The organism is Paenibacillus sp. PvP094 (assembly GCF_040546835.1).
Taxonomy (GTDB): Bacteria; Bacillota; Bacilli; order Paenibacillales; family Paenibacillaceae; genus Paenibacillus; species Paenibacillus illinoisensis.
The window spans coordinates 3,532,039-3,547,044 of sequence record NZ_JBEPOM010000001.1 but is presented as its reverse complement, the minus strand read 5'-3'; the positions used below and the strand labels follow the sequence as shown (position 1 = coordinate 3,547,044).

At 48.5% G+C, this 15,006-nt stretch carries 14 protein-coding genes; 4 read left to right on the top strand and 10 right to left on the bottom strand.

Translation table 11 applies throughout. From position 1 onward, the window contains the following. Window positions 1-54 precede the first annotated feature (54 nt). From ABIC22_RS16340 to ABIC22_RS16325, 4 genes are all read right to left on the bottom strand, one after another. Window positions 55-1,173: a Ger(x)C family spore germination protein gene (locus tag ABIC22_RS16340; RefSeq protein WP_354482201.1), complete on the bottom strand. Its 1,119-nt coding sequence runs from the start codon at window positions 1,171-1,173 to the stop codon at window positions 55-57. A 4-nt stretch (window positions 1,174-1,177) separates the two neighbouring features. Continuing rightward, a complete protein-coding gene (locus ABIC22_RS16335; protein WP_354482198.1) occupies window positions 1,178-2,677 on the bottom strand; it encodes a spore germination protein in 1,500 nt (499 codons plus the stop codon). Continuing rightward, window positions 2,674-3,816 (bottom strand): GerAB/ArcD/ProY family transporter, encoded by a 1,143-nt coding sequence (locus tag ABIC22_RS16330; protein WP_354482195.1) that lies wholly within the window; start codon window positions 3,814-3,816, stop codon window positions 2,674-2,676. The genes ABIC22_RS16335 and ABIC22_RS16330 overlap by 4 nt, the downstream gene beginning before the upstream one ends. A 191-nt stretch (window positions 3,817-4,007) precedes the next feature. Further along, window positions 4,008-5,441: a glycoside hydrolase family 1 protein gene (locus tag ABIC22_RS16325; protein ID WP_336780327.1), complete on the bottom strand. Its 1,434-nt coding sequence runs from the start codon at window positions 5,439-5,441 to the stop codon at window positions 4,008-4,010. Between the two features lie 90 nt (window positions 5,442-5,531). On the opposite strand from ABIC22_RS16325, the gene ABIC22_RS16320 reads away from it, so the two are divergent. From ABIC22_RS16320 to ABIC22_RS16310, 3 genes are all read left to right on the top strand, one after another. Then, window positions 5,532-6,476 carry a helix-turn-helix transcriptional regulator gene (locus ABIC22_RS16320; protein ID WP_354482192.1) on the top strand — a complete coding sequence of 315 codons (945 nt, stop codon included), beginning with the start codon at window positions 5,532-5,534 and terminating at the stop codon, window positions 6,474-6,476. 73 nt (window positions 6,477-6,549) lie between these two features. Beyond that, on the top strand, window positions 6,550-7,365 hold the full coding sequence (locus tag ABIC22_RS16315; RefSeq protein WP_354482189.1) for a class I SAM-dependent methyltransferase: 816 nt from the start codon (window positions 6,550-6,552) through the stop codon (window positions 7,363-7,365). 50 nt (window positions 7,366-7,415) lie between these two features. After that, complete coding sequence (locus ABIC22_RS16310) at window positions 7,416-8,129, top strand: SMI1/KNR4 family protein (protein ID WP_354482186.1); 714 nt, start codon at window positions 7,416-7,418, stop codon at window positions 8,127-8,129. Here ABIC22_RS16310 and ABIC22_RS16305 read toward each other — a convergent pair. The 3 genes from ABIC22_RS16305 to ABIC22_RS16295 all read right to left on the bottom strand — a co-directional run bounded on the left by ABIC22_RS16305 (window position 8,121) and on the right by ABIC22_RS16295 (window position 10,982). Further along, the gene (locus ABIC22_RS16305) at window positions 8,121-8,915 is read right to left on the bottom strand and encodes a hypothetical protein (protein ID WP_154896113.1); all 795 of its coding nucleotides are present in this window, start codon (window positions 8,913-8,915) and stop codon (window positions 8,121-8,123) included. The genes ABIC22_RS16310 and ABIC22_RS16305 overlap by 9 nt on opposite strands. Window positions 8,916-9,007: 92 nt before the next feature. Beyond that, window positions 9,008-9,424: a hypothetical protein gene (locus ABIC22_RS16300; RefSeq protein WP_154896112.1), complete on the bottom strand. Its 417-nt coding sequence runs from the start codon at window positions 9,422-9,424 to the stop codon at window positions 9,008-9,010. 277 nt (window positions 9,425-9,701) lie between these two features. Next, the gene (locus ABIC22_RS16295) at window positions 9,702-10,982 is read right to left on the bottom strand and encodes an XRE family transcriptional regulator (protein ID WP_354485995.1); all 1,281 of its coding nucleotides are present in this window, start codon (window positions 10,980-10,982) and stop codon (window positions 9,702-9,704) included. Window positions 10,983-11,182: 200 nt separating this feature from the next. On the opposite strand from ABIC22_RS16295, the gene fabV reads away from it, so the two are divergent. Further along, window positions 11,183-12,373: an enoyl-ACP reductase FabV gene (gene fabV / locus ABIC22_RS16290; RefSeq protein WP_354482181.1), complete on the top strand. Its 1,191-nt coding sequence runs from the start codon at window positions 11,183-11,185 to the stop codon at window positions 12,371-12,373. Between the two features lie 158 nt (window positions 12,374-12,531). On the opposite strand, the gene ABIC22_RS16285 is transcribed toward fabV, so the two are convergent. The 3 genes from ABIC22_RS16285 to ABIC22_RS16275 form a co-directional block, all read right to left on the bottom strand. Further along, a complete protein-coding gene (locus ABIC22_RS16285; RefSeq protein WP_354482178.1) occupies window positions 12,532-13,779 on the bottom strand; it encodes a winged helix-turn-helix domain-containing protein in 1,248 nt (415 codons plus the stop codon). A 126-nt stretch (window positions 13,780-13,905) separates the two neighbouring features. Beyond that, a complete protein-coding gene (locus ABIC22_RS16280; RefSeq protein WP_127538689.1) occupies window positions 13,906-14,136 on the bottom strand; it encodes a hypothetical protein in 231 nt (76 codons plus the stop codon). Window positions 14,137-14,271: 135 nt separating this feature from the next. Then, window positions 14,272-14,868 (bottom strand): restriction endonuclease, encoded by a 597-nt coding sequence (locus ABIC22_RS16275; RefSeq protein ID WP_354482175.1) that lies wholly within the window; start codon window positions 14,866-14,868, stop codon window positions 14,272-14,274. Between the last annotated feature and the right edge of the window lie 138 nt (window positions 14,869-15,006).

Sequence of the window (15,006 nt, the reverse complement as noted above, 5' to 3'; positions counted from 1 at the left end):
CATATGAAAGACCCGCCACCCTCAGAGCTGAGGTTAGAGCGGGTTTTCCTGTTTTTATTCCTGGATACCGTCCTGGACGAGAGTCAGCTCCACGTGAGCCCGAATATCCATCGAGCCATAATTTTTATAGAACGTTTCATTGTCCCAATGGTGGGTACGACTTCTCACATACTCTCCAAACCCGATCGGATCCACATTTTCTCTCTGACACTTTCGGATCAGTTGATTCATTTTAGCTTCCATATGCCTTTTCATCTCGGCTTCCAGTTCCTTCATCTCCTTGCCGGATAACAGAAAATCATTCCGTGAAGCCTTAACCACAGATGCACTGATGTGAATCTTTGAATCCAGCGCTGCTGGGGTGTCTGAACGCATCCGATGCTTCACAGAGGAAGATAAAATTTTGATTAGGGCATCATTGTCTGTTGTATTAGCCGCTTGCTTCTGTGCCCCCTCAACCTCATTGATCTGTGCAAGAAACTTGCCATTCTTGGCATCCTCAGTAAGCAGCTTCAAACAAAGCCCCTCTTCATCGCTCAGCTGAAGTACAGCTTTTTCCCCTTTGAAAACCACGAGCCCACCCAGCATAATTTTATCCTGATCGTTCAAACGAAGCCGAGGGAGATAGATATCCTGTCCTTTGCTGAAATATTGGAATAACGTCTGATGCAGACTGAAGTGAGGCAGATTGGCAAAATTGCCGTTTTGCTCGATTAATTTCATCAGATACAGAGGATCATGAGCGGGAATGGACGCCTTAATGATATCCAGCGCCTTTCCTTCCGCTACGGCAAACTGCATACGTCTGGATACCCGGGTATTATGGGATAACACGCGCAGAATATCGCCTATCCCGTGTTTCGCATAGTCCTCACCCAGCACCATCATTCTTAATTGGCCATACTCAATAGGTTCTTTCGCCTGCATATTCATTCTTGGCATGACATCGAAGCTGTTGGTTGAATCGATCTCCAGCAGTTCGACGTCACTCTTGTCCTTCTCGGTATACTCACCGATGAGCACGCTGTTGTGAATTTGTTTATCTTGCAGATCGTATGCGGAAGTTAGGACAAGGCTGATCTCATTCACAATGCTCGTATCCTGGCAGGAGCTGAGCAGCAGCATCCCCATTACGCACATTACGGCGAGGATCCATTTGGACAGACGTTTCATACGCTCACTCCTCATCCAGTTGATTCGTTTGATGAACCCTTCCCGGCTTGTAGCGGATGAAGGAGAGCGGCCTTAAATAGCTCGGCCTCTTATCCGTCTGTTGATAGGAAGCACGAATCAGGCTGTCTTTCAAATCCCTGAACCGCATCGGATAAAAAGGAGCCATGTAAGGCGACCCCAGCGACTTTAATCGCGACAGATGGACAAGGAGGAAGCACAGTCCGATCGCGATCCCGAATGCGCCCCAGATGGCAGCCAGTATAATGATCGGAAATCGCAGAAAACGAATGGCATTGGACATTTTATAGATCGGTGTCACAAACGAAGCCAGTGCAGACAAGGATACGATGATGATCAGTACGTTGCTCGTAAGTGCGGCCTCTACGGCGGCCTGCCCAAGAATGATCCCGCCAACAATACCCAGTGTTTGTCCGATCCGGTTCGGCAGTCTGGCTCCTGCTTCACGCAGGAATTCAATCGTCGTCTCCAGAAATATGGCTTCCACAAAAGGGGGAAACGGTACATTTTGTCTGGATGAGATCAATTTGCCAAGCAGCTCCTTGGGTATGACCTCATAGTGAAAGGTCATTAATGCCACATAGAGGGCTGAGGCAAACAGCGAGAAAATGACTCCAAAAATGCGAATCAGGCGAAAAAAAGATCCAAGTGCCCACGGCAGATAATAATCTTCCGGCGATACAAAAAAATCAAACAACGTGGATGGCCCTGTAATAAAACTTGGCGAGCCTTCGCTGATGACGGCAACCTGCCCGGTGATCAGGGCATAGATGACTCTGTCCCTCCGTTCTGTCGTCGTAAACAAGGGGAACGGAGTAAATGAGTTATCTGCGATCAGTTGATCCAACTGTGACGTGTCCAAGACAGCATCAAAATCGATCCCCTTCAGTCTGTCCTCCATCCGGCTGACGTTCTCGGGTTGAGCAATACCATCCATATACAGAATGGCTACTTGGGATTGGGACAAGGAACCCAGTGTCATTTCCTTGATGATCAGATTAGGTGTTCGCAGCTGAGTACGGATCAGATGCAGGTTAACCGGCAATGCCTCGACGAATCCGACCTTGGGTCCGATCACGCTAAATTCATTTTCCGTGTCGTTATCACTTCGTATCCCTTCCTTGCCAGGCATGGGAACCAGAATACCCTCATGGGTCTGTCCGCACTGCCGGATAAGCAGGCTGCCTTGAAGAAGGGATTTGACCATTTCCTCGTCTTGATCGGTAAGACTTGTTTCCTCTATGGGAATATGCGAGAGCACATCATGCAAATTCACTTCTTCGCTTGAAGGGATGCGTTCCTGCAAGGAGTGGATGGCTACTTCAAGGAGATGGCTGTCCACGAGCGTTTTATAGTAGCAGACTTCAAGGACCAGTCCGGAGACGGTCATCGTACTTTTGATAAAATCATCAGAGCGACGGCATGGATCGAGCGGGTCATGAGATGTACTGGAGATTTTATGGTTGTCACTGGCAGGTGAATTCATGCTTCCTCTCCTTTGGGCTGGTCCGGCATATCCTGATGTCCGGTAGAGCCCCCCAGATTCTTGCGGATCAGGGAGATGATAAACAGAAGCGGGACATATAACAAAATCAATATTTCGCCGGTTCTGGTGTATATCTCGGTGACCATATCAATATCCACGGTGTCTTTAACCACAAACAAAAGAATAGCAAAAAGGACGATGGCAAGTTTCAGTCCGAGACTGGGCTTGATTGATCTCTCCAGTTTCAAACAATGACATCCTGCCCAAAGTCCCAACGTGATGATGGATAGAATTTTTAGCAGCCAAAAGGATAACACCAGATACTCCATCCGCTGGATCAAAGGCATTTCAATAATGCTGATCAGGCTCAGGGTAGGCCACAAATGTTCCTTCATCTGTCCATGATTGAAGTACATAAAGGAATAGATAAAGAAAACCAGATACACTATGGTTGCAGTAACCAAAGCGAGATAAGCCCATTTGAGCGAGCGATCTGGCGTCTTGATGTACGGATATACGACCAGCAGAATGCCGCAGCCGATAAATTCATGAAGCATATCCCTTGTGGACAACCATATGGATGTGACATCGTGATCCAGCACGGGAAGAAGGTTTCGTGGATGAAGATAGGAAGAGACCAGGAATGTCTGCGGGAAGACAAATACTAGGATGAAGAGGGTGCCCCAGAGGCACATCCCGGTGACCGACTGAATGCCGCCAGACACACAGTAATAGACAAGCAGCAGTACCACGATGCCCAGCAGCCAGTTATTTTGTGTGGGAAGAATCCACAGCTGGATGATATGAATATAGGAGCGATAGGCTACAAAAGCACCCAGCAGAAAATATAAAATAAAGATCCAATTCAGGACTGAACCCACGATTCGGCCCCAATACCGCCTATTGATGTGAACGAGAGAGGAAAGACCGGGGGATTGGCGTGACAGCAGGACAAACATCATTTTAAGGATGATGGTGATCATGACAGCGGCGGCCAAAATGCTGATCCATCCATCTTTCTCCGCGCCGCGCAGCATTTTATATTGAAAATTCATTAAACCCACGCCAACCAAACTTACATAGAGCACAAAATACAGATGAATGGGTGACATGCTGTAGCGATTCCCGGAAGTGTTCACAGAGAGATCTCCCCTTTTCTGAACGATCATATGAATCTGCTGAAAAAATCACATCTAGCGTTTTACCTTCACTTATGCTCAGTCTCTGAGTTAAGTATGTAAATTATTCGAGATTTTATTCAAAAGCAAATACCCGCCTATTCCCATAGAGGGAACAAGCGGGTACGACAGCTCTTTTTATCAGCAATCCATTATAGTTCTTCGCCATTGGATTCAATGACTTTTTTGTACCAGTGGAAGCTCTTCTTCGGCGTTCTGCTCAGATCACCATTTCCATCATTATCCTTGTTGACATGAATGAAGCCGTAACGCTTCTTCATCTCTCCGGTCGATGCGCTGACGAGGTCAATACATCCCCACATCGTGTAGGCAATGAGCTCCACCCCATCCGCTACTGCTTCTTTCATTTGCTCAATATGACCTCTCAAATAATCAATGCGATAGTCATCCTGAATGGTGCCATCTTCTTCTACCACATCGACTGCACCCAGACCGTTCTCAACGACCATTAATGGCACCTGATAGCGATCATAGAGATGATTCAGCGTGTAACGCAATCCTTTCGGATCAATCTGCCAGCCCCAGTCAGAAGCTTCCAGGTACGGATTTTTGATCCCGCCCAGCAGGTTGCCTTCGGCTCTCTCCAAGGACTCGTCCGCACTTTCAACCAAGGACATATAATAGCTGAAGGAGTAGAAGTCCACGCAGCCCTCACGCAGGGTTTGCTCATCTTCCGGCTGCATTTCGATCTGAATGCCCTGCTCTGCGAAGAAGCGTTTGGCGAAACCAGGGTACGCTCCTCTCACTTGCACGTCCCCACAGATCATGTTTGAAAGCTGATCCTTCTTCTGTGCAAGCAAAATGTCATCCGGATTACACGTGTTCGGATAGGTTGTCATGAACGCAACCATACAGCCGATTTGGAAATCGGGGTTAATCTCATGTCCAAGCTTGACGGCCTTTGCACTCGCCACGAACTGATGATGCAATGCCTGGAAGCGAGTCTGCGGATCGTCGATGCCGTCTGTCAACGTTTCTTTTCCTTCAAACAGAATACCCGCCGCCATATATGCGCCCATCGGCATGGTCAGACAGTTGATTTCGTTGAATGTCAACCAATATTTCACCTGGTCCTTATAGCGAGTGAACAGGGTTGTACAATAACGGAGGTAACAATCAATCACTTCACGCGAAGCCCATCCGTTGTATTTTTGCGTCAAACCAAATGGTGTCTCATAGTGAGAGATGGTTACCAACGGTTCGATGTTATATTTTTTCAGTTCGGCAAAAACTTGATCATAGAACTGCAATCCCTCTTCGTTTGGCTCCAGATCATAACCGTTCGGATAGATCCGGGACCAGTTGATGGACATGCGGAACATTTTGAAACCCATCTCTGCCATCAAGGCAATATCTTCTTTGTAATGTCCGTAAAAGTCTACAGCCTCATGGCTCGGGTAATACGTGCCTTCTTCAAGTACTGGCGTAATCCGCCGCGGAGTCGTATGGGTTCCGCCTGTCATCATATCGGATGTGCTCGGGCCTTTGCCGCCCTGATTCCATCCGCCTTCGAATTGATTGGCAGCTGTTGCACCGCCCCAGTAAAATCCATCTTTCATTTTCATGACAAGTCCTCCTATGAATGAGCTGCTTAACACTGTAATACCAGTGTAGCATCCATACCCTGACACCTATTGTCATGGTATAATCATAGCATGGAAAATAACCGATTATTTCGAATGCTGCTGCTGTTACTTGAGAAGAAGAAAGCCACCGCGCCTGAACTCGCCCGCTTGTTTGAAATCTCGGTACGCACGGTCTACCGTGACATCGATCGGCTGAGCGCAGCGGGAATTCCCGTCTACACCACCACTGGCAAGCACGGTGGCATCCATCTGATGGACAATTATGTTATGGACAAGTCCCTGCTGTCTGAAGAAGATCAGAACGAAATTTTGCTTGGCCTATACAGTATCAGTGCCATTCCACACCTGAACAGTGTTCATATGCTCAAACGGCTGACTGCCTTGTTTGATCACAAACTGGATTGGATTGAATTCGATTTCTCCCCGTGGGGCAATATCCCTGTGCAGGAAAGAGAAATGTTCAACTTAGTGAAGCAGGCCATACTGACCAAGCAAGGGATGACATTCAACTATATCGACTCTGACGGAGAACCAAGTGTGGAAACCATTGCACCCGTCAAACTCATTTTCAAAAATAGTACATGGTATATCGAAGGACAGGACGAAAGCCTGCCGTATTCTACCGAGAAAAAGACATTCAAGATGAAACGGATCTCCGAACTCCGTTTACTGCCAAGGCTGCAAGAGCATGGATCAGCTTCTTCTACTGCCGATGTGGAAAAGACACCTGTGAACGCTCCCTTATCCCTGAATCTCTTATTTTCAAGTTCTATTGCTTATCGGGCGCTTGATTTCTTCGAACCTTCCCGGATTAACAAACAGCCGGATGGTCGCCTTCGTGTGACGTTGGAAATTCATGAAGGAGAGCGGCTGTATTCGTTTCTGATGTCATTTGGTGCTGAACTGACCGTTCTCGAACCTCCACATGTCAGACATGAACTGCTCCGTCGATATCAACAGGCTGTCAAACACGTGCAAGCCTTCAATCCTGACAGCTGCAAGCCCAATGAATGATATAATGGAATCGCCAAGAACTTGAATTCATCAATTCATTGCTAGTCACCCATTTTGTAGAGGAGGTTTATCCATGCAAGACATCAGACGCAACAATGTGGAACGTTTCAAAGGCTTCGGTACGTTATATGACCAGAATCGCCCGGCTGCACCCACAGAAGTCGTGGAAATTCTGAACACCTATCTCGGCACCAAACCAAGATTGGTTGCAGATGTGGGCTGCGGCACCGGGTTATCCTCATGGATCTGGCTGAATGAAGCTGAACGCATTATTGGTGTAGAACCCAGCGATGACATGCGAGCCGTGGCGGAGGCCAAATGGGAGGCTGCGGGCAAACCGGATCATCTGCGATTTGTATCAGGCTTATCTCATGAACTGGGATTGCCAGACGGCAGTGTGGATATTGTGACCTGCTCCCAATCGTTCCACTGGATGGAGCCTGAGTCCACACTTCGTGAATTCGCACGTGTACTGCGACCGGGAGGCATATTTGCCGCCTATGATTGTGACTGGCCGCCTATCCTCGATTGGCAGCTGGAGCAGGCATATCAGCAGTTGATCGCGGAAGCCGATCATCAAGCCTCCAGTCTGGAAGCACAGGAAAACCAGGCTCATAAATGGAGCAAGGACGGACATTTGCAGCAAATAAGCCAATCAGGCCTGTTCCGCTATGTTCGTGAGATCGTATTCCATCACCATGAGACGTTTGATGCGGATCGGTACGTCAATCTGGCCCTCAGCCAGGGCGGCTTGCAGACAGCGCTGAAGCTTGGAGCGAACGAACTATTAACGGCCGCGGATGAATTCAGAGCGCTCGCAGCCCGGATATTTGACGGACAAACGAGAACGGTCTTGTTTTCTTACCGCATGCGCCTTGGCATCATCTGATCTTCCCATTATTCCAATCATATAGATCCAACCCGGAAGAAAGGCAGTGAATGGCTTTGAATGATTCGAACACCTTGATGAAAAATCGGGCTTTTATTGAACAATGCTTGGATAACTATTTCAATTCCCCTCATAGAGACATCCTGATGTCCCATCCAGCCAAAACAGAGGACGAGGATTACGGCGTTCCTAAGGACATGCAGGATGGTGCAATAGATGAAGAAGGCTGGGTTCGCTGGAGAATGCTGGCTTCTATGGTGACCGAGGATGAGATTCGCGGGCTGGAACAGTCCTGTGGATTTCCCGTTCCCGTCCCGCCGTTGTATCGTGCATATCTGAGCACAAGATATGTCATGAATGTCTATCTGCGCTTCGACGATTTTGTCATTGGTCTACCGGATTTGCCCTCCGATCGTCCATTACGGGACTTACAAGATTTATGGGTAGCCTGGAAACCACTAATTGCCGAAGGGTACATTCCACTCGCTACATACGAAGATGACGCCGGACCGGTATGTTGGGACATTCGCAAACCCTATGGTGCCCATGATTATGCTGTCGTTTGGTTTGATCATGAGCTGCTGGTGCATAATGAATGGCCCAGTCGCGAACAGCTTGAAGGCTGGGCTGTACCTCTATTCCCATCATTCCGGGATATGCTCACCCCACTTGTGTCCAGGCCACGATTCATAACATACAGCTATTCAAAAAAAACGGTTCCTCCTCTGTGGAGAGAACCGTCTTCAACATATGGATCACGATGAGAACAAATGGCTTAACTGCTCTTCCTGTACATTCAATGCAAGTACCAGCTTGGATGGATCCTGCTTGGAATAGATGACGTTAATGATGTGACCCTGCTGAACCTGAGACAGGGCGGAAGGCAGAATATCCTTTTGCGTTGTCACTTGAAACGTCTCCCCATTCGGTGGGGTCACGCTGAGCGTGAGCTGAAGCTTAATCTTGCCTGTTCCCGAATTTCCCAGCGGGGTGACGTCGAGAATCTTGGCCATCGCTTTCTCCCCCGTACGGGCAATATCCATCATATCTGGAGATACGCCCTCCTGGATCATCTTCTCGTTAAGCAGTTCCTGCAGGTCCGCTTGCGATAGCTGTCCTTTCAGATCAATTCCCACCTTACGCTCATCCTTCTCGGAAACGACCAGCGGAACAAAACTTCCTGGCTGAAACTGTGCCAGCGCTGTAAGTGGGACGACCGTTTTCAATTCAGCGTCATATTTCTCCCGCCCTTTGCGCGATACAGTCAGGCTGAGCCGCACTTCTGGCTGTTCATTAATATACGTGCCTGTCTGCTGAACGCTTCGAATGACGCCCACAGCAGGAAGTCCCGACTTCACCCGACCCACGCCGAAGATGTTACTTAGAATGGTCGGAATGAAGATTAGGCCAAAGCCTGCAAAGATCGCCGGTTTATACCACCAGGCCTGCATGATAATAAAGGGATCATTCCAGAGCTGCTGTGCCAGAAATGGCGAAAATCCCACCCCGAATACGGTCAACACACCAATCATTCTCAATATACCTGTCATATCCTCCACTCCTTCATCTCTATAATTCGTTGTTATATGAATAAACTAAACTACTCTCTATCCGTATTGTGCTTAATCCTTGGGGTGAACACTTAACCTGTCAACAATCCCATATAAATCAGTTCCGACGGATTCGCAGGATTCTGACCTAATCCAACCCGGTCTCCCACCCGGGGAATCTGCATCTTGGACACTAGCGTTTCCAGCGTTCGCTGATACTGTCTTCCACTCGTCTCAGTTACATCCAAAACGAGTACCACAATGGGATCGAAGTTGATCAGCTTGCCTGTATCGGTAATTGTGAGGACCGTAGCCGTGGCCGTTAAGGGAAGTGAACCCGTCGCCGCCAGTTGTGCCTGTTTCGCCGAATCCAGACTCTGATTGATTGCTTCCCGGTGCTGCTTGGGTACAAAGCCTTTCATCATCAGGCCGGTAAGTCCTTTGTTCATCATTCGATCTGCTTTTGCAATGGCGTCTTCCTGTTTGTTCTTCTTGCTAAACCATCCCATCCGAAACACCTCATTTGTTTGTTTTTGATTATATATTAATTATAAACAGGAGGGCTTCGCCTTGAATATGCTTCTGACTGCATACAAAATAAACGCCAAATCCGTAAATTCAATCGCGATATGATGGCTCATTTTTATGTTTAGTTCATTTAATTAGCAAAAGAAGAGCCGAGTATCGGCCCTTTAATTGGTCTCGGAATCTTTTATTTTGTAGAAAATGGACCACCCCTGAACAAAAAACGTGATCCAAGCATGCATTTCAAGCCGATGCACTCCCTTATTTTTTGCGCAGCAGATAAACCAGCTTCTTATAATACATCGCTGCCTCTTTATACCTGCGCTGATCCTCGGATACCACCGCGAGTCCCTCATATAACGGCTCCAGTCTCATTGCATGCTGTGTCGATTCGAAATAGGGGAGGCATGCGAGGGCCCGTTCCATAAACGCTTCACGATTCCCATGAGCCAGGGCGAGATGACTCTGATAAAACGTCCCACTCATCTGTTGATCCTCTGTTATTGCACATGTCAGCAGTTGATCCACACTTTGCGCAAGCATGCCCCAATGTTTGCGGCCAAGTGCCACCTCACAGCGATACACACAGATGAGCGGCTTCATCGCCTGCTGTGTTTCTTCCGGTTCCTGCATTAGCAGCGTCTCAAATCGCTCAATCTCGGTCTGAGCCTTGTCTAACTCACCCGTCATGGTCAGCATGACAATCCGATTGTTTGCAATTGCAGTAACGAGATCTCCCTGATTCCCGGCATACACCAGGTTGGCTTCCGCCATCGTAAGAGCCGAGAGGGCTTCCTGCACAAGCCCCATGGCGAAGCAATAACCGCTATATGCAACATACAAACCCGACAAGCGGTGGAATAGTCGCTGATCATACACATGCCGCATCGTCAGTTCAAAGACCTGTTTGGCCTCTTCGTAATGTTTGACCTGAATATAGGCTTCCATTTTGATATTTTGTACCGAAAGCCAAAATTCACTTCCAGGGAGAGCCAGCTCACTGAGCCTTGTAGCATGAGTTAACACGTCGACGTATGCAAGCTTGGAACGATAATACTGCACCTTGTAATACAAGAGGGCTTTCGCCAGCGGACGGGGCAGATCCACATCATCCGGACGACCGTATTTCTCCAAATAATAATTCAAATAGGAAGTATGGATGTATTCATGAGCGGCTGCGTCGTTCAGCTGCTGGTAATACACTGCTTTCATAAGAGCGGTCGTCAGTTCAACCGTCAGCGCATCATCCCGGTCTTCCAGCGCATGCACGGTGTCTTCCGGTATGGCCGAAGCCGGCATGGACAGCTGTGCAAAAATAGCCTCTGCCCGTTCCAGCGCCTCCTCACTCTGATCCGCTGCGTGCAGCAGGTAAGACGGCTTGACTGCCAGGCGTGAAGCAATGGCTTCAGCCAAGTCCTCAGGAAGCGGATAACGATCCGCCAGTATATTCGCAAAATGAGCCTGTGTCACCAGACCCTCAACAAGATCCTTGCGGGAAATTTGCTTTCTTTTGCTCAGAAATTCAATCCGTTCCTTCAGCATGGGCGTGTGTTCCTTTCGATTCATTGCTGTAAATGCTATGAACTATCATCGCAAAATCAGGGAATCAATGCTACCCTTTTGACGAATTCAAATGAAACGGTTTCCGTTTCGGTGACAATTGTTTTACAATAAGGAGGTATGCAATGGAGAATATGGACTAACTATTGACACATGAGTTGATAATGAAAGGATGCCAATGAATGATTATTAAACCAAGAACGCGTGGTTTTATTTGTACGACTTCCCATCCTGTAGGTTGTGCCGCACAGGTGCAAGAACAGATTGAATACGTGAAATCCCAGCCGGCGCTGAAGGGGCCACGTAATGTGCTCGTTATCGGTGCTTCTACCGGATACGGACTCGCTTCACGTATTGTCTCCGCGTTTGGCGCAGGAGCGAATACCATCGGTATTTACCGACCAAGCAGCTCGACGGACAAGCGCACCGCTTCGGCAGGATGGTACAATTCTGCTGCATTTGAGAAGGCCGCGGAAGAAGCAGGCCTGAAATCCTACAGCATCACCGGGGATGCATTTGCTAATGAAACGAGAGAAAGAGCAGTTGAGCTGATCCGCAGCGAATTCGGCCAAGTTGACCTCGTGGTCTACAGTGTGGCATCCGCACGGCGCACCGATCCGAACACCGGAGAAGTTTCCAACTCCGTGCTGAAACCGATTGGACAATCGTACACGAACAAAACGGTCAATTTCCATACGGGCGAAATTACTTCCGTTACCCTGGAGCCTGCAACTGAAGAAGAGATTCGCCAAACGGTAACGGTAATGGGCGGCGAAGACTGGGAACTGTGGATGGATGCACTGCAGCAAGGCGGCGTGCTCGCTGACGACGCAACGACGATTGCATTTTCCTATATCGGTCCTGAACTGACACAGGCCATCTATCGTGAAGGCTCCATTGGTCAGGCGAAGGATCATCTGGAGGCGACGGCACACAAGCTGAATGATCGCATGAATGTGACGGGTGGACGTGCATATGTGACTGTAGCGAAAGCTCTTGTCACCCAGTCCAGTTCCGCGATTCCTGTTGTACCGCTGTACATCTCTGCCTTATACAAAGTCATGAAGGAAAAAGGACTGCATGAAGGCTGTATCGAGCAATTGCAGCGTCTGTTCGCTGACCGCCTGTATGCCGGAGGGGACGTTCCAACAGACGAACAAGGACGCATTCGTATTGACGATTGGGAGATGAGAGAGGATGTGCAGGATGAAGTCGCGAAGCTCTGGAATGAGCTGACCACAGAAAACATCTACGATCTGTCCGATCTCGAAGGGTACCGTCGCGAGTTCTTCCAGCTGTTTGGTTTTGAGACCGATGGCGTGGACTACGAAGCTGACGTGGATCCCAATGTGGAAGTACCACATCTGCGCTAATCGCTAATCAGAGATAACGCAACGCGGGTACGTACATCAAACGAAATGATATAAACGTAAAGGAGAGCCTTGGGCTCTCCTTTTGTTATGTTCAGATTTATAGAGTGAGTGAATGATTTATCTTCTTCAATCTCATGTACCCTTCATGCATCAGAGGATCAGAGGGACTTCAATCCCTTTTTTAGTGCTGCAGGTACTGTCTTTTCCACCTTGATGGACTGCGCCCCATGCATGGTTGCGAAGAAGATGAGTCCATCCCGAAAATCGGACATCCATTCTTCCACGGGGGGAGCGCTCTCCTCCATAGATAATAAACGGACCGTGAGTGTTCCCGTTTTACGATCCAGTCTGGGATCCATCCGCCCGATCAGCCGATCACCGTGAAGAATGGGCATGGCGTAATAGCCGTACGTCCGTTTCGCTTCAGGCGTATAAATCTCCCACTTATAATGAAAATCAAACAAATCCACAATCCGTTCCCTTCTCCAGAGCAGGTTATCCAATGGGGGTAAGAAACGGACCGGACCGGATGCCTCATAATGTGTCTCGTCCTGCTGCATTCTCAGCAGCAGCTCTTCATCCTCTGTTCGGATGTAGTAGGGTGTCATAACCCCCTCAATCTCCAGAGGAATCATTCGTCCATCCGCCACACGTGCAGCCATCTGGGCACGCCGCTCTGCTGCGGACCATTTCAGCCATCCGAGTCTGGCATCACGGGTATCCACTACCCGATAGGCATGGATGTATTTATCCAGAAGTGCCTGCTGTTGTATATGCGTCTCCTGTTCTACACGGAGGCCAGGCCTCTGTTGAACCAGATGCGGTTCAGTGATCTGGAAGTATCGTTCATTGCCCTGCCTTGCAACGACCCGGATGGCGGCAGTATCCAGCAGCAGGTTCAGTGCAAGACTTGTATCCTTGGTCTTCGGTGCATCCGGACGATCCCAATAACCACTGACTCGCTCAACCGCACGAAATGCTTTGGAGGGTAGCGGTCCTTCCTCTGCAAGACGCTGCAGAACATGCTGTACGGTTATTTCCAGACGCTGCAGGGATGGATTAAGCCGTTCCCTTAATCTTGCACGCACAGGTTCGAAGTACGCGTAGTCCTCCATCGGGATGACACATGCGGCATTGGCAAAATACTCGAATACCTTGTGCTCACGGAGCAATGTATGTAAATATGCAGGATGGTACCCCGGATCGCGGGCACCCAGAACCAAATGCTGATTGCCGGTCACTGCTGCAACCGGATCGATCTGCACGCAGCCTAACGTACGAATCAGACGCATAACCTGATCCGGTCCGGACGATCCCGATTCTGCTGGCCAGCGTTCCAGCAGCAATTGTGTATGCAGCAAAAAGCGCCGAACAGCTGCCTTTGTCGTGCGCAGGGTTGTAGTCATGATGGTTCATTCGTCCTTTCTCACAGGATTCATGGTTCGCATTTACGATTTTACAGTTTGTCCTATTTTTCCATTTTATCAGTCTTCAATGAAGCAATCCAACCAAAGCGTTAAGTAAAACATTCATTAAGCGCCCTTGCCGCACGTCCCGTGGACAAAATAAAAAGAAGCACCACCATCCTGGATGATCCGCTTCTTGTGTTTGACCTTTTGCAGTTTTTCTTGTTTGGTTGGCATGAGTCGAACATGTTGGGATAATGCACCATAATTTTCGTTTACTCTTCGGCTCTGTTCGGGACAATATTGTCCTGAGCGCTCTGCTCTGCGTAATGCTTTTTGTGTTTGGGTACGTGCCATAATGGATATACACTCTCCTTTGGTTGAATACACTCAATATATCATGTGCAGGCATGCAAGTGAAGGTGAACCCTGCCTAATTTCCTTGAAAAAGGCCCCATCGGGGCCTGATAAATGCTTTTCTAATTTAGAACTCTAGCGTGTAGTTCGTTTTCGTCTCGATTGCCACGTTTCTACCGGTTCCTGATCATCTTCTTCAATGAGCTCCATGGCTTCTTCCACTCTTCTCGTCTTGAACAGGACAATTAGATCCATCAGATCTTCCCGGTCCAGCAGCTTTACACCGTTGACCGCAGCCAGGGTCCGGCAGGCTTCCGTGTACCTCGCTGAAGTCAGGACGATTGAGCGATCTGCTTCATAATATCGCATCGAGGTGTAAATCTCCTGCACGGCACTCAAACCAACCGGATGATTCGCTCCATATCGTTTGGCCTGAATCACATTCCGTCTGCCCAGCCGGTCCGTAAACACAAGATCCGCTCCGAAGTCACGGCTGCTGGTCGTCTTGTGAACTTCTTCGTATCCGAGCTGTTGAAACAAATGAAAGAGGTACAACTCAAACTCCGAACCATCTTCCATTTTATCAATGTCCTTGATTGAAATCTTGCGAGGGTTGGCTTCACTGCGTATACGCTGTCCCCGCCGGATGAATCGCCGAATTACCCAGGCCAGCAGCAACAGTACAGCGATCAATCCAATTACCCAAGGGGTTAAGTTGTCATTCCAATTCATGTCTGTTCTCCTTGTACATTCCTCTGTCTGAATCGTGCCTATGTTAGAATTAACCATGATTACCGCACTTAATATAACAAACTTCTACCCGGTTCGGAAGAAGATGAATTCCCTGTAACCGTTACACTTCATCAAACA